This window comes from Pseudomonas sp. T1.Ur (genome assembly GCF_023516725.1).
In the GTDB taxonomy this organism is placed as follows: domain Bacteria; phylum Pseudomonadota; class Gammaproteobacteria; order Pseudomonadales; family Pseudomonadaceae; genus Aquipseudomonas; species Aquipseudomonas alvandae.
In genome coordinates, this window is the sequence record NZ_JAMGSN010000002.1 from 1 (window position 1) to 18,901 (window position 18,901).

Annotated in this window: 19 protein-coding genes; 7 read left to right on the forward strand and 12 right to left on the reverse strand. The window is 62.1% G+C overall.

Features of this window, described 5'->3' with window-relative positions; translation table 11 throughout:
- Together M8Q45_RS28260 and M8Q45_RS28265 are read left to right on the forward strand one after the other, a co-directional pair.
- The coding region (locus M8Q45_RS28260) for a lipopolysaccharide kinase InaA family protein (protein WP_249877410.1) at positions 1-548 on the forward strand (548 nt) is incomplete at its 5' end.
- A gap of 2 nt (positions 549-550) precedes the next feature.
- Complete coding sequence (locus M8Q45_RS28265; protein WP_030142508.1) at positions 551-790, forward strand: hypothetical protein; 240 nt, start codon at positions 551-553, stop codon at positions 788-790.
- A gap of 65 nt (positions 791-855) precedes the next feature.
- Here the strand turns inward: M8Q45_RS28265 and M8Q45_RS28270 are convergent, their stop codons facing one another.
- From M8Q45_RS28270 to M8Q45_RS28320, 11 genes are all read right to left on the reverse strand, one after another.
- Positions 856-3,882 (reverse strand): multidrug efflux RND transporter permease subunit, encoded by a 3,027-nt coding sequence (locus M8Q45_RS28270; RefSeq protein WP_249875868.1) that lies wholly within the window; start codon positions 3,880-3,882, stop codon positions 856-858.
- A 13-nt stretch (positions 3,883-3,895) separates the two neighbouring features.
- Positions 3,896-5,044, reverse strand: coding sequence for an efflux RND transporter periplasmic adaptor subunit (locus M8Q45_RS28275; RefSeq protein WP_249875867.1), 1,149 nt, complete (start codon positions 5,042-5,044; stop codon positions 3,896-3,898).
- A 155-nt stretch (positions 5,045-5,199) separates the two neighbouring features.
- Positions 5,200-6,297 (reverse strand): DUF1513 domain-containing protein, encoded by a 1,098-nt coding sequence (locus M8Q45_RS28280; RefSeq protein WP_249875866.1) that lies wholly within the window; start codon positions 6,295-6,297, stop codon positions 5,200-5,202.
- 2 nt (positions 6,298-6,299) lie between these two features.
- Positions 6,300-7,364 carry an imelysin family protein gene (locus M8Q45_RS28285; protein ID WP_249875865.1) on the reverse strand — a complete coding sequence of 355 codons (1,065 nt, stop codon included), beginning with the start codon at positions 7,362-7,364 and terminating at the stop codon, positions 6,300-6,302.
- 28 nt (positions 7,365-7,392) lie between these two features.
- Positions 7,393-8,820: a di-heme oxidoreductase family protein gene (locus M8Q45_RS28290; protein WP_249875864.1), complete on the reverse strand. Its 1,428-nt coding sequence runs from the start codon at positions 8,818-8,820 to the stop codon at positions 7,393-7,395.
- Between the two features lie 245 nt (positions 8,821-9,065).
- Positions 9,066-10,406 (reverse strand): sensor histidine kinase, encoded by a 1,341-nt coding sequence (locus M8Q45_RS28295; RefSeq protein ID WP_249875863.1) that lies wholly within the window; start codon positions 10,404-10,406, stop codon positions 9,066-9,068.
- 68 nt (positions 10,407-10,474) lie between these two features.
- Complete coding sequence (locus tag M8Q45_RS28300) at positions 10,475-10,912, reverse strand: Spy/CpxP family protein refolding chaperone (RefSeq protein WP_249875862.1); 438 nt, start codon at positions 10,910-10,912, stop codon at positions 10,475-10,477.
- 273 nt (positions 10,913-11,185) lie between these two features.
- A complete protein-coding gene (locus M8Q45_RS28305; protein WP_249875861.1) occupies positions 11,186-11,863 on the reverse strand; it encodes a response regulator transcription factor in 678 nt (225 codons plus the stop codon).
- 7 nt (positions 11,864-11,870) lie between these two features.
- Positions 11,871-12,281: an SH3 domain-containing protein gene (locus tag M8Q45_RS28310; protein WP_249875860.1), complete on the reverse strand. Its 411-nt coding sequence runs from the start codon at positions 12,279-12,281 to the stop codon at positions 11,871-11,873.
- Positions 12,282-12,396: 115 nt separating this feature from the next.
- Positions 12,397-12,696, reverse strand: coding sequence for a YciI family protein (locus tag M8Q45_RS28315; RefSeq protein ID WP_249875859.1), 300 nt, complete (start codon positions 12,694-12,696; stop codon positions 12,397-12,399).
- Position 12,697: 1 nt separating this feature from the next.
- Positions 12,698-13,294: a septation protein A gene (locus M8Q45_RS28320; RefSeq protein WP_249875858.1), complete on the reverse strand. Its 597-nt coding sequence runs from the start codon at positions 13,292-13,294 to the stop codon at positions 12,698-12,700.
- Between the two features lie 87 nt (positions 13,295-13,381).
- On the opposite strand from M8Q45_RS28320, the gene M8Q45_RS28325 reads away from it, so the two are divergent.
- From M8Q45_RS28325 to rluB, 5 genes are all read left to right on the forward strand, one after another.
- Positions 13,382-14,245, forward strand: a complete 864-nt coding sequence (locus M8Q45_RS28325; RefSeq protein WP_249875857.1) for a PHP domain-containing protein — start codon at positions 13,382-13,384, stop codon at positions 14,243-14,245.
- A gap of 13 nt (positions 14,246-14,258) precedes the next feature.
- The gene (locus M8Q45_RS28330; RefSeq protein ID WP_249875856.1) at positions 14,259-14,888 is read left to right on the forward strand and encodes an L-threonylcarbamoyladenylate synthase; all 630 of its coding nucleotides are present in this window, start codon (positions 14,259-14,261) and stop codon (positions 14,886-14,888) included.
- Positions 14,889-15,719: a segregation and condensation protein A gene (locus M8Q45_RS28335; RefSeq protein WP_502940351.1), complete on the forward strand. Its 831-nt coding sequence runs from the start codon at positions 14,889-14,891 to the stop codon at positions 15,717-15,719.
- Positions 15,720-15,730: 11 nt separating this feature from the next.
- Positions 15,731-16,660: an SMC-Scp complex subunit ScpB gene (gene scpB, locus M8Q45_RS28340; protein WP_249875855.1), complete on the forward strand. Its 930-nt coding sequence runs from the start codon at positions 15,731-15,733 to the stop codon at positions 16,658-16,660.
- A gap of 236 nt (positions 16,661-16,896) precedes the next feature.
- Positions 16,897-18,132, forward strand: coding sequence for a 23S rRNA pseudouridine(2605) synthase RluB (gene rluB, locus M8Q45_RS28345; RefSeq protein ID WP_030142493.1), 1,236 nt, complete (start codon positions 16,897-16,899; stop codon positions 18,130-18,132).
- 228 nt (positions 18,133-18,360) lie between these two features.
- Here the strand turns inward: rluB and M8Q45_RS28350 are convergent.
- On the reverse strand, positions 18,361-18,901 hold a 541-nt coding region (locus M8Q45_RS28350; RefSeq protein WP_502940631.1), incomplete at its 5' end, for a CgnE/CgnB domain-containing protein.

The window sequence follows — 18,901 nt, forward strand, 5'->3', positions numbered from 1 at the left end:
GTCAGACGGGGCACATCTACCGCAGCCTGATGCATCCGTTTGGCCGCCCGACTGTGCTGCGTGAGCAGCGCGCGCTGTCGGCTCTGAGCGAGCTCAACGTCACGGTTCCCCAGATTTTTTTCTGCGGCGCCCAAAGAGACCCAGTGCATAAGTGGCGTGCGCTATTGGTGACTCACGCGATGGATGGCTTCCAGGAAATCGAACACTGGTATGCCGGGGGCGGACGCGAACGTCATGGCGAAGCAGTGCATGACCGTATTCTCCAGTCGTTGGCAGACAATCTCGCCCGTATGCACAAAGGCCGCTGGCAACATGGATGCCTCTACATCAAGCATGTGTTTGTCCGCGTGACCGGAGAAGGCGAGTCGGCGAATGCCGAAGTCGCCCTGCTGGATTTCGAGAAATGCCGACAACGTTTGACTGCCCGAAGCGCGGCCTCCCACGACATGAAGCAACTGCGGCGCCATTCGTCGTTTCGTGATTCTGACTGGAAGAAACTGGTCTATTTTTATGAGACGGCGTTTGGCAGCGCTATCAAAGGTTTATAGCGATGAAACTAGAAATTGCTAGAGGTTTGTTTCTAGTCGGAGCCCTGGCAGTTGCATCAATGGCGGTCGCGGTATGGGAGCAGCCCCGATCACAGATCCTCAGCGCCTCCAACCATACTTCCACCGTTGGCGCGCATTGCCCTTTGCCTCGAGTAGCAAAGGCGACGGATGCTATCCGACCGGATAACGATCTGTTGCTGTTCATGTTTGGCCTGTCCCAAGGCATGAAGCCTCAGAGTTGAGCGTCCTGATTCAAAACAAAGGCCTCGCATTTGCGAGGCCTTTGTTTTTTGCACCGTCACAGGTCTCAGTGTTTGTCGGCTTTGGCCAGCAAGGTGTAGACACAGGGCAATACGAACAACGTGAACAGGGTGCCGATCGACATGCCCGTGGCGATGACCGTGCCGATGTCGAAGCGGCTGACCGCTCCGGCGCCGGTGGCCAGGATCAACGGCACCATGCCGAATACCATTGCCGCAGTTGTCATCAGTACGGGCCGCAGTCGTATCGACGCGGCCTGCTCGACGGCATCGCGCGGGCTCAGGCCTTGTTCCTTGCGCAATTGGTTGGCGAACTCGACGATCAGGATACCGTGCTTGCTGATCAGTCCGATCAGCGTCACCAGCCCGACCTGGGTATAGATGTTCATGCTCGACCAGCCGAGGAACAGCGGAATGAGCGCGCCGCAAATGGACAGCGGCACCGTGACCAGGATGACCAGTGGATCCCGGAAACTTTCGAACTGCGCGGCCAGCACCAGGAAGATAATCGCCAGCGCCAGGCCAAAGGTCACCCACAGCGCACTGCCTTCCTGTACGAATTGGCGCGAAGCTCCGGCGTAATCGAAGGCGAACCCCACCGGAGCTTCCTCGCGGGCAATCTGGCGGACGGTTTCAATGGCCTCGCCCATGCTTACGGTTGGAAAGCCTGAAATCGTCACCGCATTGAGCTGCTGGAACTGATTCAATTGGCGCGGTCGTGCCCGGTCGCTGACCTTGATCAGCGTCGACAGCGGGAGCGATTCGCCCTGGGTATTCTTTACGTAGTAATTGTTCAGCCAGTCCGGATTGTCCCGGAACGGTCGTTCGACCTGGGCAATCACTTTGTAGCTGCGCCCTTCCAGGGTGAAGCGGTTTATTTCGGACTCACCCAGCAGTGTTGCCAGGGTTCCGCCCAGGTCCTGCATCGACACGCCCATCTGGGCGGCCTTGGCGCGATCGATATCCACCACGACTTCGGGTTTGTCGAAGGCCAGGTCGATGTCCATGAAAGCGAATTTGCCGGACTCCAGCGCGCGTTTCTTGACCCGTTCGGCGATCTGCAGCAGCGTCGTGTAGTCCTTCGGCGAATTGATGACGAACTCGAAGGGCAAGCCTTCGCCGGTGCCCGGCAGCGAGGGCAGGTTGAAACCGAAGATCTGCAGGCCCGGGATGCTTTCCAGCTTGGCCTGGACCTCGGGCAGGATTTCCATCTGGGTGCGGCTGCGTTCGTTCCAGGGTTTGAGCAGGAAGCCGCCGATACCAGACTGGACGCCGTTGTAGCCGTTGATCTGGAACGAGGAGTAGTACTCGGGGAACTCCTTGAAGATCGTGATGAAGTGATCGGTGTAGGCGTTCAGGTAATCGAGGTTGGTTGTCTTCGGTGCGTTGGCCATCATGAAGATGATGCCTTGGTCCTCGTCGGGCGCCAGCTCGGACTTGGTGAACATGATCAGCACGGGAATGAGCAACAGCACGATCACCGCGAATACCAGCACCACGGGCCGACTGTTGAGCGTGCCATGGAGCAGGCGTTGGTAACGGTTTTTCAGGCGTTCGAAAATCACGTCCAGTCGATGGGCCAGCCCCGAGGGATTCTCGTCATGGCGCAGGAGCATTGCGCACATCATGGGCGACAAGGTCAGCGCGACGATGCCTGAAATGACCACTGCGCCAGCCAGGGTCAAGGCGAACTCCTTGAACAATGCCCCCGTCAGGCCTTCAAGCAGGCCGATAGGCGCGTACACCGCCGCGAGGGTGATGGTCATCGAGACCACCGGCATGGCTATTTCCCGCGCGCCTTCAATGGCGGCGTCGAATGGGGTCTTGCCTTCCTCGATGTGTCGGTGGATGTTTTCCACGACCACGATGGCATCGTCCACCACCAGGCCGATGGCGAGCACCATGGCCAGCAGCGTCAGCAGGTTCATGGAGTAGCCCATCAACTGCATGAAGAACATGACGCCGATCATCGACAGTGGAATGGTCACTACCGGGATGAGCACCGAACGCAAGGCACCGAGGAACAGGAAGACCACGACGATGACGATCAGTACCGCCTCGAACAGGGTCTTCACCACCTCGTCGATGGAGGCCTGGATGAACAACGTGGCGTCATAGGCGATCTCGGCCTTGAGGTTGGTCGGAAGCTGGGCTTCCATCTCCGGCATGATCTTGCGCACTTCCTTGATCACGTCCAGTGGGTTCGCGCCGGGTGTGGCCTTGATCCCGATGTATACCGAAGGCGTGCCGCCAAAGGAGCTGATGGTGTCGTAGTTTTCGGCGCCCATTTCCACGCGAGCGACGTCCCGCAGCAACACGCGGCTGTCGCCAGCGGTCTTGAGGGGGATCGCGGCGAACGCTTCGGCGGACTTGAGTTCGGTGTTGGCGTTGATACTGGTAACGACGTACTCGCCTTTCACTTCGCCGGCGGCGGAAAGGAAGTTTTGCTGGCGCACCGCATTGGTCACGTCGGCGGCCGTCAGCCCAAAGCCTGCGAGCTTGACCGGGTCCAGCCAAAGGCGCATGGCAAAGACCTGGTTGCCGAGAATCTCCGCCTCAGCCATGCCGGGCAGGGTTGCCAGTTTGGGCTGGATCACCCGTGACAGGTAGTCGGTGATCTGCGGATTGTTCAATTCCTTGCTGAAGAAACTGATGTACATCAGCGCCGAGGCGTCGGCAGCCTCTCGGCTGAGAACGGGGTCCTCGGCGTCCTGGGGCAGCTGGTTCTTGACCTCGTTGGCCTTGGCCAGCAGTTCGGTAAAGAGCCGGTCGCTGTTGGAGCCGATACGGGCATAGACCGAGATCACCGAGAAATTCTGTCGGCTGACCGAGGTCATGTAGTCGATGCCTTCGGCACTGGCCAGGCTTTGTTGCATTGGCTGGGTGATATAGCCCTGGATGGTCTCGGCATTGGCGCCGGGGTAGGCGGTGGTCACCGTGATCAGGGCGTTTTCCATCTGCGGATACTGGCGCAGGGGCAACTTGCTCCAGGCCTGGAAGCCCAGCAGCACGATCAACAGGCTGACCACGGTGGCGAGCACCGGGCGGCGGATGAACGGATCGGTAAAAGCCATGGGGGTTCCTTGATCAGTCCGCGCGCGGCGTGCTGTTCTGTTCGGTCAGGGTCTTGTCGTCGCTGATGGCGATGGACGTGCCGTTGTCGAGCTTGAGCTGGCCGGCAATCACCACGTCTTCACCGCTGTGCACGCCCCTGGTCACCAGGACCTGCCCGTCGCGACGCTCACCGGTCTCGACGAAGCGCCGCTCGGCGATCAGGACCGGCTGGCCCTTGTCATCTTTCTCGACGCTGCCATCGGCGGCTTTCTTCTGGGTGACCACGTACATCGAGTTGCCGTAGAGCGTGTAGGTCACGGCGCTCTCCGGCACGACGATGCCGGCGGCCACGTCTGGCAAGACGACCTGCAGGTTGGCAAACATGCCGGGCAACAGCTTGCCATCGGGGTTGGCGAGGGTGGCGCGCACCAGCACATTGCGGGTGCTGTCCTCGACCTTGGGGTTGATGGCGCTGATGGCACCGACGAACGTCTGGCCGGGATAGGCCGAGACGCTGACATTGATCGGTTGGGCGACGGCCAGTCGGGGCACCGTCTGTTCGGGAACGTAGAAGTCTACGTACAGGCTACTGAGGTCCTGCAGGGTGGCGATCACCGTGCCGCTGGCCAGGTAGTCGCCAACGTCCACTTGGCGAATGCCGATGGTGCCGCTGAACGGCGCGACGATGTGTTTCTTCGCCAGCGATGCCTTGAGCTGGTTGACCGTGGCCTGGTTTTTCTTCAATTGGGCCGCGAGCCGATCGAATTCACCTTTGGAAATCGCCTGGCTTCCGACCAGTTGTCGACCCCGGCCGAAATCCAGCTGCGACAGGCCAAGGTCAGCCTGGGCGGTTTCCAGCAGGGCGCTTTCGACTTCGCTGTCCAGCTGCAGGAGCGGTTGGCCGGCCTTGACCTTTTGTCCCGATTCGAACTGCAGCTTTTGCACCGTGCCGGCAATCTCCAGGCTCAGGTCAACGCCTTGCAAGGCCTTCAGGCTGCCGACGGTGGGCAGGCGAGACTGCCAGGGTTGCTCGGTGGCCTTGGCCACGGCAACGCTGACGGGCGGTTTCGGGACAGAAAACATCTGGATCTGCTGGTAGATGGAGAAGGCCTTGTAGCCTGCCAGCAACAGCACCACCAGCAGGACAACACCCAACATGATCAGCATGCGGCGTCGCAGCATGTTCCACTTCCTTGGAAAAGAGCTGAGAGAAAATACAGATAGGCGGGCACATTACCCTGTGCGCGCGGGGTATTCCAGATGCTGGCAGGGCGGTGGGGCGTAGGATTCTTCCGAAAAGTCAGGGCGCCCAGCACCGACCGCCTTCGCTTCCCCGCTCAGACCAGATGCAGATGGTTGTCCCAGAGCCCTGCCGGCAGGTCCAGCGGTTTCGCCACCCATTTCGATTGCCGGCAATCGTAATAGCGGCAACGTCCCTGGCCTGACGTCACGACGAAACCGTCGGCCACCGCGCCCACTCCGGCGCAATCCGGTAACGGCGCGTCCAGGCGAACTTCGCCGCTGTCCAGGTCCCAGATGAAAAAGCGATTGCCCCGTGGCGCCGTCAACGCCACCAGGCGCAGTGCGCTGTGCACGGCCACGCTGGCGGTATAGTGCCCCATGGCTTGCAGTTGGTGTTCGGGCACCGGGAAGGCCTGGAAGGGTTGGCCCGGTCGTTTGATGGCCAGCAGTTCCGACGGCTCGTGTGCGGCGCCCATGAATTGCTGGCCGGAGACGATGGTCCCGTCGCTGGCGATGCCCAAATGGCGCACGCTGTTCATCTGCTGGGCGAGGGTTTCCTTGCTCAGCAGCGTGCCATCGCGCTGCATCAGGACCAGGCTCGGCTCCATGGCGTCAAGGTTCATTTCGACCCGACTTTCGGCCTCGGTGCGAATGCCGCCGTTGGCGACGACCAATGTCTCGCCGTCGGGCATCCATGACACTTGATGGGGACCGATGCCGTGGGTGGAGATTTCGCCGCTGTGGACCAGCCGCTCGCCTTCGAAACGATACACGCCCAGCAGGCCACGCCCCGGGTCGCGGGTGTCGTTCTCTGTGGCGTACAACCACTCGCCACTCTTGTGGATCACGGCATGACCGTAGAAATGCCGGTTCGGCAACGAGGCGATGGTCTGCAGCAGCGTCCCGTCGCGCAGGTCGATCAGATAGCTTTCGGTGCCTGGACGGCGGGCAACGAACAGCGCGATCGGCAGCGTCGGGTGGTTGATGATGTCATGGCAACGCTGGCCGACCTGGGTGGCGAACACCCGGGTGCCGTCCAGTCGATAGCCGACGGCGAAGTGATTGCCATCGCCATCGTCCCGTGCCGAAAGCAGTAGCGGACTCTTGTCCTTTTGCTTGAACAGCGTCCAGCCGCCCAGGGTAACGGCACCCAGCAGCAAGCTGCCGAGTGCCAGAGCCTGACGTCGAAACATGATCAATCACCGTCGTTGGCGTTAAAGCCCAGTTGAATGCCCAACGCCTTGGCCAGTTCGCCTTCGTGCAGGCGGTGGACAACGTTGAGGCTGTCGTACAAATCGTTGAGTTGCTGGCGCCCGGCGTCGTCGTTGAGCATATCGGTCAGCGAGCGCTGGCTGCTGGCGAACAACTTCAACGAGGCATCGTAGGCAGCATCGATCTTGTCCGCCAACGGCTTCTGATCGCTTGGCAACAGACCGCGCAGGCCTTTGTTATCGACGCCGACCCACACGATCCTGGCGGCGCTCAGGCTGGCTTCCAGACCTTGCAGTGACGATTGGCTGCGCCAGGCATCGGCCTGGAACGGTTGCGGCACGCCCTTGCTCTGGCGGCCCATTGGCGTGCCGAGCTTTTTCTTCAAGGTGTCCAGGGCGGTGACCTGGACCCGCAGGAGATCGGCGATTGCCTCGTGGGAATCGGCGTAGCGCTGGTTGGGAAACTTGCTCATCTGGGCGAGCATGCCGTCGTTGGTGTTCCAGCGGGACAGGATTTCTTCGGCCAGTTGCTTCTGGCGTTCACCGATGGCGGTGAGCAACGGGCAATACTTGGCTTTCTGGGCGCTGTCGGCCATGTCGATCTTGGCGTCGAACAGCAGGTATTCGTAGGCGGAGAGCCCTTGCACGACCACACTGGACTTGGCCAGGCCGGCGGCGTCGATCTGCGGCTCGCTGTTGACCAGTTGCTCGACCTGACGGCCCACCAGGTTTTTCTTGTCGGGCCAGAATTGGACCTGCCAGGCACGGTTGCCCTCGGCCAATGGACCGATCAGCAGCGGTTGCAGTTCGGCCCAGGCTTTTTGCGCCTTGAGGAAGTCGGCGCGGGCGGTCTCCAGGGTTTCCTTGCCTTGGCAGAACGCCAAGGCACTGGTCGCCAATTGCCGGTCGGCCTCGACCCAGCGGCTGTAGGTCGGCAGGATCACTTGCTTGGCAATGGCCGCCGACGTGACCGCCTGGGGATCCTGGGGCGAGCAGGCACCGAGGGCGAGGGCGGCGAGGCTGGTGAACAACAGCTTGGGACGGAACATGTCGGGCTCCCGTTTCAGGAAATTACGTTTAAAGGGAATTCAGGAAAGCCAACAGCGCAGCGCGCTGCTCGGCGTTGAAAGCTAAGACCTGTCGCTGCGCCGCCTGGGCTTCGCCGTCATGCCAGAGCACGGCTTCGAGGAGGTTGCGGGCGCGACCGTCGTGCAGGAACTGGGTATGACCGCTGACGGTTTCGGTCAGGCCGATACCCCACAACGGCGGAGTCCGCCAATCGCGGCCGCTGGCCTGGAACTCGCTGCGGTTGTCTGCCAGGCCTTCGCCCATGTCGTGCAGCAGCAGATCGGTGTAGGGGCGGATGATCTGGTTCGCCAACTCCGGCTCGGCAGCGGTGGCGGACGTGGTGTATTGGGGGGTGTGACAGGACTGGCAACCGGCCTGGAAAAACAGGTTCTTGCCCGCCAGCACCTGGGGCGAGTTCACGTCGCGGCGGGCCGGCACGGCGAGGTTGCGGCTGTAGAACAACACCAGGCGCAGAATATTGTCGCTGACTTCCGGCTCGCCCTTCGGACCGTTGCCGTTGGGCGCGCGCTTGCAATCGACCTGGGCCTCGGTGCAATCGTCGACCGGACGCAGGCTGGTCGTCAGGCCCATGTCGCCGGAAAACGCATGGACGTTCTGTTGATTGAGGTTCGGCTGCCCGGCCTTCCAGCCGAAACGCCCCGGCACGGTCTTTTGCTGGACGTCGTCCCAGACCCTGTTCAGACGGCCAGCAATCCCGTTTTTGTCCCGTGCCTGAGCCTGTGCATTCGCCAGGATGGCGTCGTCGGGGATGGCTTCCAGCAAACCCAGGCCGATCATCGGCGGTGCGACGCGGGCCGAAAAGCGCGTGTCGGGGTGCATCGGGCCATACCCCAATTGGCTGATCTGCAAGGTCGGCTTGCGCAGTTCCACGACGGTGCCGTCGTTGAAACGCACCGGGACCGGCGAGTAGTCGACCCGCACCTTGCCTTCTGGCGCAACGCCTGGCACGGACATGTCCTGCAATTGTCCGCCGTAGGTCGGTTCCGGCACGACGCCGAGCTGTTCGATGACCTTGGCGTAGGGTGGCGCGTCAGGAATCGACAGGCGCACCAGCATCGATACCGCGCTGGTTGCGTCTGGCGCCGGCGGGTGGCCGCGACCGTCCTTGATATGACAGTTCTGACAGGCATTGGTATTGAACAAGGGGCCGAGGCCATCGCGGGCAGTCGTCGTCGAAGGGGCGATCACCCAAGGGCTGCGGAAGAAACTGTTGCCGACGCTGAAATCCACGCGCCGCGAGGGCGGCAGGTTGGCCGAAGGCAGGGAAAAGGCATTCTGGTCAGCCTTGCGTACCGTCGCGTTGCCACCGGACTTGGCTTCGCCGGGCTCGGCCTGGGTGAAACGCGGGGCGTCGTCGCAGGCACTCAGGCCCAAGGCCAACAGCAGAGCGCATAAGCGAAGAGGCAACGACGGCATTGGAAATCCTGCGGGACGAGTGAAACGCGGGCGCAAAGTCTAACAGGGCGGGGCGGTTTGAATAAGAGGAATTATCGTTTGGTTTGATCGGGGCTGTATGGTTCTGACGCCATATAGGAGCCATGTAGGAGCTGCCGAGTGCAACGAGGCTGCGATCTTGTCCCAGACGATTGAATCTGGAGCGAAAGATCAAAAGATCGTCCGAACGCGGCCCGAGCCTTCGGCAGCTCCTACAGTGCGGTGTGTTACGGGAGGACGACAGCCCCTGGCACCAACGGCAATTCCAGCGTCGCGATGAACCCGCCCTCGGGATGGTTGGCCAATACCAGCGCTCCGCCGTGGCGTTCGGCTGCGCGGCGGGCGATCGCCAGGCCCAGGCCGTGACCGGCAGCGGTCTGGCCGGGCGCGCGATAGAACGGTTCGCCCAGTTGGCCCAGATGCTCGGCCTCGACGCCCGGCCCATGGTCACGCACGCTGATCAGGATCCGTTCCCCTTGCTGAACCGCACGCATCTCGACGGGTTGCCCATTTGGACTGAAGCGCTGGGCGTTGCGCAACAAATTGTCCACGGCACGCTCGATCATCGTCGGCCAACCCTTGAGGGTCAGGTCCGGCTGGGTTTCCAGCTGCACGATTTGCTCCGGCGAAGCCATCTGGGCATCTTTTTGTAAATTGATCAGCAGCCCGTTGAGATCGACCTCTTCGGCACTGGCATTGTCGGCATCGACGCGAGCCAGGACCAGAATTTCACTGATCAGCGCTTCCAGGCGATCACACTCACGCGTCAGGCGCGGCCAGAGCTTTTCGCGCTCCTCGGGGCTGGCGCGCTCCGCCAGTGCCAGGGCGATGCGCAGCCTGGCCAGGGGCGAGCGCAATTCGTGGGAAACGTCGCGCAGCAATTGGCGCTGGCTGGCGATCAGGCTTTGCAAGCGCGCACCCATGCGGTTGAAATCCGTGGCCAGCACACCAAACTCGTCTCGGCGGTTGGCCAGCTTGGCGAGGCTGTTCTGCTGATAGGCGGCTTGCCCCAGATCATGCACCGCGCCGCGCAGGCGGCTCAGCGGCCGGGTGATGGACAGGGTCACCAACAGGCTGAACAGGGTCAGCACCACCAGTGCGATCGCCAGTGCGCTAAGGGGCCAGAGCAGGCTTTCGCGATGCCAGGCGTCCAATTCGGGATGGGGAATGCGGTAGATGAACAGGTACGTGTCGCCAGTCTTGGCGCTGGTGAACTCGTCGGTCAGGCGCCGCCAGGGCAGGCGTCGGTCGTCGTTGTTCTGGCGCGCCTCGAACGCGGCGGCACGGTGAGGAAAGGTACCTCGCACCACCGGGTCGCCACTTTCGTTGAGCACTTGGACGTCGATGTGGTACTGGCGCTTGCGCTGTTGGAGGATGTCTTGGGCGGCGTCTTCGCCCTGACTTTCGTACGTCTGCGTCCACTCTTCGGCCAGGGTGTTGAGACCGGGATGACGGCTGAGGATCCAGGCGTCCTGGTTCAACATGTGGCCCATCAGAATCGAAAGTCCCGCCACCAGAGCGATGGCCAGCCAGAAACTGGCCAGGACGCGCCAGAACAATGAGCGCACGGATTTATCCTCGAAAACAAAGAAAGCCCAACGGCGGTGTGCCGTTGGGCTGGTGGTACTTCAGGGCATTATTGCGCTTTTTGCGGCTGTTGCGCTTTCCAGGCCTTGAATTCGGCCCACTCGGCCCGACGTTCGGCCTGCTTCTTCTGGATCGCGTCGAATGCTTTCTGTTGTTCCGGCTTCAACAGTGCGCGGATCTGCGCATCGACCTTCTGGTGCCGAGCCTCCCTTTCATCCTGCATGGCTTTCTGGTCGGCTGGCGACAGCTTGGCCAGGTATTTGTCCACCAGTTCACGTTGTTCGTGGCGTTGTTCACCCATGATCCGACGGATCTGCTGGCGTTGCTCGTGGCTCAGGTCCAGTTGGCTATAGGGGCCTCTGTCGTGCATCTGGCCACCGTGGCGCGGGCCGTCCATCGGGCCCATCGGGCCAGGACCTTCGGGCATGGCCATGGCGACGGTCGGCAGCGCAGCGGCGAACATCAGGGCGGTGAGGGTCTTGCGCATGGTGTTTCTCCTTGTCTCGTTCCCGGTCAGTTCCGGATGTGTCCAGATTACGGAGATCAAGGTCAGCGGCGGTCAGGGGTGGGTAAAGCTTGGGTAAAGACGGTTTGGTGCGGACCTGACAAAACGAGGAGTCAAACACAAATCCCCGTGGCGAGGGAGCTTGCTCCCGCTGGGCTGCGAAGCGGCCCCAAAGATCTTGCGGTTGCTGCGCAACCGAGCGGGAGCAAGCTCCCTCGCCACAGGGCTGGCCATGTCCCTCGGTCCAAGCTGCGTTCAGAGGCTGTAGTAATAACCCCGGCTACGCAGCGCCACGATCCGTGGCCGGCCGTCGGGGTGGGGGCCGATTTTCTTGCGCAGGTTGCTTACGTGCATATCGAGGCTGCGGTCGTACAGGGTCAGCTTGCGGCCCAGGGCGAGCTGCGCCAGCTCCTGCTTGTCCAGCGGCTCGCCCGGCTGCTTGAGCAGCGCTTCGAGCAGACGGCTTTCGGACACGGTGAGGGTTTGTTCCTGCTCGTCGATGCTGACGACGCCGCGTACCGGGCTGAAGGTCAGGTCGCCCAGTTCGATCTGGCTGGACACGGCCGTCGGATGACTGCGTCGCAGCACCGCGCGCAGGCGGGCGGTCAGTTCCCGTGGGTCGCAGGGCTTGGCCAGGTAGTCGTCGGCGCCCAGTTCCAGGCCAAGAATGCGGTCCAGCGGCTCGCCACGGGCCGAGAGCATCAATACCGGCAGATCCGGATGATCGTTGCGCAATTGCTTGAGCAATTCCAGGCCGCTGCCGTCGGGCAGCATCACATCCAGCACCACCGCCGCCGGGGCGGTTTCAGCCAGGGCCTTGCGGGCGCTCAGGCCATCGTGGCAAGCGCGGACCTGGAAACCTTCCTGGCCCAGCCAACTGCCGAGGAGCTCACACAGCTCCTGGTCATCATCTATCAGTAACAGCTCGCTCATGACTCACTCAATTTAGCCATTGCCGACGTTGTCTACGTCCACCGCTGGCAAAGATACCGCAGAGCAGGGCCAATAGCGCTACCCCGGCGCCCACCACGAACCACTGCTGCTGATCGGTCAGCAGGCGTGGCAGGGGACTGGCCTGGGCTTCCTTGAGCTGCAGTTTCAAGCGCTGGTTTTCCTGGCGCAACCGCCCCACCAGCGCGCTTTCGCGTTCGCCGTTGGTGTTCTGTAATTGTTGGGTGAGCTCTTCACGCATGCGCTCGCTGTCTTTCAAGCGTTGCTGCAATTCGGCGATCTGGCCGCCTGCGCTCAGCGACAAGGGCGTCGAATGGCCGGCTTCGGCGGTTTCCTCGCCATGGGCGGGCGCCCCGATCGCCAACGTGACCAACAACAGGCACAACGGACCTTTGCGCATTGCAGCTCCTGAATTCCAATCGAGATTTAGCAGATTAGACAGGTTGTCGGCAGGCGGACGAGAACAATGAGCCATTGGGCGCAATGAGCCAGGAAGGCTCATCGCGCCGGGGGATTTACGGCAGGACTTGCTTGAACGGCTTGACCTCGACATTGGCATAGACGCCAGCTGCCACGAACGGGTCGGCCTTGGCCCAGGCTTGCGCGGCGGCCAGGGACTCGAACTCGGCCACGATCAGGCTGCCGGTAAAACCGGCGGCGCCCGGGTCGTTGCTGTCCACCGCCGGATGGGGACCGGCCAGCACGATGCGGCCTTCGGCCTTGAGCTGTTGCAGGCGCTCCAGGTGCTCGGGGCGGGCAGCCAGGCGTTTTTCCAGGGAGTTGGCGACGTCGGTGGCGATGATGGCGTAGAGCATGTCAGTCCTCGGTTTTTGGCGTGGTGGGGTCGGCATCGTGCAAGTGACGGGACAGGTAGATGCCCTGGCCAATCAGGAACAGCAACGTCATGCCCAGGCTGCCGAACACCTTGAAGTCGACCCAGTATTCCTGGAACGTGAACGCAACGAACAGGTTGGCGGCACCACAGAACAGGAAAAACGCGATCCAGGCGATGTTCAGGCGGGTCCAGACCAGCTCGGGCAGGTTGATGGCGTGGCCCATGATGCGCTTGATCAGCAGGCGGTCGCCGATGAAGTGGCTGCCGATGAAGGCCAGGGCGAACAGCCAGTTGACCACCGGGGCTTTCCATTTGAGGAAGGTCTCGCTGTGGAAGGCCAGGGTCAGGCTACCGAATACAAGGCAGGCGATCAGGGTCAGCCACTGGCTCTTCTCCAGCTTGCGCTGGGAGATGAACAGCGCGCCGTAGACCACCAGGGAACTGATGATCAGCACCGCGGTGGCGCTGTAGATACCGCCTACAGTCAAGGACTGGCCGGCGATATCGACGGTCCGGGGATCAAGTTTGTAGACGATGAAAAACAGCAGGAGCGGGATGAAATCGATGAATTGTTTCACAGTGGCAGCCAGGAGCAGGATGTGGCGGCATAATAACAAACATCCTTGGCCGCGATAGGGCCAGCTGATTTGAGGTAACAAAGTCCCGTGAATGTTGATTTGCACTGCCATAGCACGGCCTCCGATGGCGCCCTGGCGCCTGCGGTTCTGGTGGCGCGGGCGTTCGAGCACGGCGTGCGAGTCCTGGCCCTGACCGATCACGATACCCTCGAAGGCCTCGACGAGGCCCGCGGCGCCGCGACCGCGCTGGGCATGCAGTTGGTCAACGGGGTCGAGCTGTCCTGTACCTGGGGCGGGGCGACCATTCATGTACTGGGCTACGGTTTTGATGTGACGGCACCGCCCTTGGTCCAGGCCATCGCCGAGTTGCGCGATGGTCGTTGGCTGCGCTCCGAGGAGATCAGCCGCAAGCTCGCCCTCAAGGGCATGCCCGGCGCGCTGGAAGGCGCGCGGCAGATCCAACAGGAATTGGGCGACAGCGGCAACGCGCCGGCCCGACCGCATTTTGCCGACTGGATGGTGCGCGAAGGTTTCGTCAAGGACCGCGCCGAAGCCTTCCGCAAATGGCTGGGGGCCGGCAAGCTGGGGGACGTCAAGCAGCACTGGCCGACGCTCGAGGAGACGGTCGGGACGCTGCGGGCCGCTGGCGCCTGGATCAGCCTGGCCCATCCCTGGCACTACGATTTCACCCGCAGCAAGCGCCGCCGCCTGATAGCCGACTATATTCAAGCAGGGGGCCATGCCATCGAAGTGGTCAATGGCCATCAGCCGGCCGAGCAGGTCGGCAGCCTGGCGATCCTCGCCCGGGAGTTTGGACTGCTGGTGAGCGCCGGCAGCGATTTCCATGGCCCGGGGGGCTGGTCCGAGATTGGCGAATACCGCCCGTTGCCGGAAGATCTGCCACCACTATGGTGTAGATTCAAACATGATCCCGTTATCGCCGCCGTCTGAACAGGTAGAACACGTGAGTCAATTTTTCCAGATTCATCCGGAAAACCCGCAAGCGCGCCTGATCAAACAGGCCGTGGAAATCATCCGTGGCGGTGGCGTGGTGGTTTATCCCACCGACTCGTCCTACGCCATTGGTTGCCAGATCGGCGACAAGAATGCCGTCGAGCGGGTCAGACGCCTGCGTCAGCTGGATGACAAGCACAACTTCGCGCTCATCTGCAGCGACCTTTCGCAGTTGGGGCTGTTCGCCAAGATCGACACCGGTACTTTCCGTCTGCTCAAGGCCCATCTGCCCGGACCCTATACGTTTATCCTGAACGCTACCCGGGAAGTCCCGCGGCTGTTGTTGCATCCAAAAAAACGCACCATCGGCCTGCGCGTGCCGAGCCACCCCATTGCCCTGGCGCTGCTGGCGGAGCTGGGGGAACCCTTGATGAGCGTGACGCTGATCATGCCCGGCGAGATCGATCCGTTGACGGATCCCTACGAAATCCGCCAGTTGCTCGAGCATCAGGTCGACCTGATCATCGACGGCGGTTTCGGTGGCATGGAGGCCTCCACCGTGATCAACCTGGCCGACGGCGAGCCGCAGGTGGTGCGCGTCGGCTGCGGCGACCCGACGCCGTTCATGGTCGAGGCCTGAATGTCCGTTGTGGAAACCGCCGTCGACAGCGTGGACAGCCAGGCTGGCGCGCAACAGGAGCTGCCATTCGCGATGGTCTATGGCCAGGCGGTCATGGAAATGCCCCTGGACCTGTACATTCCGCCGGATGCGCTGGAGGTTTTCCTCGAAGCCTTCGAAGGCCCGCTCGACCTGCTGCTGTATCTGATCCGCAAACAGAACATCAATATCCTCGACATTCCCGTGGCGGAAATCACCCGCCAGTACATGGGCTACGTCGAGCTGATGCAGTCGGTGCGCCTGGAACTGGCGGCGGAGTACCTGGTGATGGCGGCCATGCTCGCCGAAATCAAGTCGCGCATGCTGCTGCCGCGTTCGGCCGAAATCGAAGAGGAAGAAGACGATCCACGGGCCGAGCTGATCCGGCGCTTGCAGGAATACGAGCGCTTCAAGGTGGCCGCCGAGGGCATCGACGGCCTGAGCCGGGTTGGGCGCGATGTGGTGGTGCCCAAGCTCGATGCCCCCGAGGCGCGGGCACGCAAGTTGTTGCCCGACGTCAGCCTGGAAGAGTTGCTGATGTCCATGGCCGAGGTCCTGCGCCGGGGCGATATGTTTGAAAGCCACCAGGTCAGTCGCGAAGCGCTGTCCACCCGCGAGCGCATGAGCGATGTGCTGGAACGGCTCAAGGGCGGCGGCTTCGTCCCCTTCGTCGAGCTGTTCACCGCCGAGGAAGGGCGGCTGGGCGTGGTGGTGACGTTTATGGCGGTCCTGGAATTGGTCAAGGAATCCTTGGTCGAGCTGGTGCAGAATGAGCCGTTCGCAGCGATCCACGTGCGAGCCCGAGCCGAATAACGAGCAAATCAATGAATCTGACTGAACCCCGCGAGCTGGCCCCCTTGCTTGAAGCTTTCCTGTTGGCCTCGGGAAAGCCGCAATCGATGGAGCGTCTGTTTGAACTCTTCGAAGAAGGCGAGCGGCCCGAGCCGGCCGTGTTCAAGAAAGCGCTGACATTGCTGGGAAAATCCTGCGAGGGTCGGGCTTTCGAGCTCAAGGAAGTGGCATCCGGGTACCGCCTGCAAATCCGTGAGAAGTTCGCCCCATGGGTCGGGCGCCTGTGGGAAGAACGGCCGCAGCGTTATTCCCGGGCGCTGCTCGAAACCATGGCGCTGATCGCCTATCGCCAGCCGATCACTCGCGGCGAGATCGAGGATGTGCGCGGCGTGGCGGTCAACAGCAACATCGTCAAGACCTTGCTGGAGCGCGAGTGGATTCGCGTCGTCGGTTATCGCGACGTGCCGGGCAAGCCGGCGATGTTCGCCACCACCAAGGCCTTTCTCGATCACTTCAACCTGAAGAACCTCGATGATTTGCCGCCGCTGGCGGAACTGCGGGAGTTGGAACCCGAGCCGATGCTGGAATTCGACGACGCTCCGGTGCCCCAGGGCTTGCAGGAACTGGCCGACGCCAGCGCCGAGCCTGAGGAGCCGAAGGAAGAGACCAGTTTCCATTCGTTGCTGCTGGAGCTGGACACGATGGAGGAGGGCTTGAAGACCGACTTCGACGACCTGCTGCGTGAAGGTCCTGGTCCTGAGGGCGAGACGGATGAGCTGGCGCCACCTCTCAGTGAAATCGAGCACACGCCGGCGCCCGAGCCCGAGGAGGACATCCTTGGCGTCGCCGAAGCCCGGGAAAAATTGCTGGCCGCCGTCGCCGCCCTTGCGCCGACGGAACCCGCACTGAGCGACGAAGAGGCCGAAGCGATCGAGAACGAACGGCGCCAGTTCGACGACTGATCCAACTGATTTGGAAACGCTGGCTCCCACAGGGGGCATTCATTAAGTCCCCGCCAAGCCGGGCATCACCAGTCGGCGGAAAAAGCGCCGGACGCTGGTTGATCAGCTAGTCTCTGATGCGCAATCACCTCAACGAGCGTATGATTCGCGACCCTTTGGCGATCCCTTCGCCGAAAGACCTGTTTTTCAAAGTGTCAGGCCAAGCCTGGCTCGACCACACCGGGAGGTGCCCAGAAATGAACGACCAAGACCAGAACGACAGCCAGGAAATCGGCCCAGCAGGCGAAAAACTGCAAAAAGTCCTCGCCCGCATTGGCGTCGGTTCGCGCCGTGACGTGGAAGCCTGGATCACCCAGGGTCGCATCAAGGTCAACGGCAAAGACGCCACCTTGGGCCTGCGCGTCGACATGCACGACGCCATCACCATCGATGGCAAGGTGATCAAGCGCGAAGAGGCCGCTGAAACGGTGCGCCGCGTGATCATGTACAACAAGCCCGACGGTGAGATCTGCACCCGTGACGACCCGGAAGGCCGTCCGACCGTGTTCGACAAGATGCCGCGCCCGAAAGAAGGCCGTTGGATCAACATCGGTCGCCTGGACATCAACACCACCGGTTTGCTGATGTTCACCACCGACGGTGAGCTGGCGAACCGTCTGATGCACCCGTCCTACGAAATGGACCGCGAATACGCCGTCCGTGTGCGTGGCGAAGTCGACGACGAGATGATCGAGCGTCTCAAGGCCGGCGTCGTGCTGGAAGACGGCCCCGCGCGTTTTACCGACATCAAGCAGGCGCCGGGCGGTGAAGGTTTCAACCACTGGTACCACTGCGTGGTGATGGAAGGTCGCAACCGTGAAGTGCGGCGCCTGTGGGAATCCCAGGGGTTGGTGGTCAGCCGCCTGAAGCGCGTGCGTTTCGGCCCGGTGTTCCTCAACTCCGACCTGCCGATGGGCCGGTGGCGTGAAATGACCCAGCAGGAAGTCGACATCCTGGCGGCCGAAGTGGGCCTCAAGCCTGTGGCAATGCCACAGATGACCGCCAAGAGCAAGGACAAGCTGGAGCGGATGCAGCGCAAGTCCTCGCGTCCGATGGGCAAGACCGAGCGCGTGCGTACGCTGCGTCCTGCGGCCGACGGCGTAGCGACCGGCCCGCGTCCTTCCCGCGAGCCGCAGATCGAAGGCGAACGTCCGGCCCGCAAGCCAGCACCACGCCAGGACGGCGAGCGCGGTCCGCGTGCGCCACGTCCGGCCAATGGTCGTACCGAGCGTGGCGAAGGGCGTGGAGCCCCGGCTGGTCGCGGTACGCCAGTGGCGGATCGCCCGGCCGACACCAAGCGCCCGGCCAAGCCTGCGCCGAAAAAGCGCCCGGGCATCATCCTGGCTGACCGCGACGCACCATCGGGCAAGCGCCGTGGTGCCCCGGCAGGTTCGGGACAGCGTCCGGGGTTTGGGCGTCGTAAGCCGGAGTGAGGCAGCTGTGAGTTTCTAGCTGCAAGCTGCAAGAAAAAACGCCGACCGTTGGGTTGGCGTTTTTTTTTTGGCCTGCCTTTAAGTGATGCAGTGCCTTTGAGTCCGTCTTCGCGAGCAAGCTCGCTCCCACAGGGACCGCGTCGAGCACGGACCCATGGTTCACTGAAGATCAACTGTGGGAGCGAGCTTGCTCGCGATGGCGCCAGCAGCCCCACCATCGATTTCAACCTAAAGCACAAACCGCCCATCAAACATCGGCTCATTATCCAACGCCAGCACACCGCTTTCGAAAATCAGATCCAGGTGATGGCTGCCCTTGGCGCCGCCACCGAGCCCCAGGTGCAGGCCGCAATGGCGCTCTTCGAAACCGGCGTTGCGGGCGTACAGGCTCTTGACCCCTTCGTTGGTGCCGATCCCCAGTTCTTCGATGCGTCGATTGGATGGGTTGGCGTCCAGGTACCGGTTGAAATCGTGTTCCAGCCCCGGGACATCGGTGGCGATTTTCTGGATCGTGGAGTCTTCGATCCACAGTTCCAGCGGCGACTGCAGCACGCCATATTTGCGTGCGAAGGGAATCGTGCTCAGGAAAGTCCCTACGAATTTCACCCGGCCATTGATGGTGTCGCTGTGGGTGGCGATTTCGCCGGGAGCCAGGTCGTAATTGCCGACGCCATTGATGTCGGTCCACTTCTTGACGTTGTGCAGCGCGGTGTCGAAATACGAGCCGTGTTCATCCTCGAAGCTCAACGTCGTAGCCTGGGACATGCGG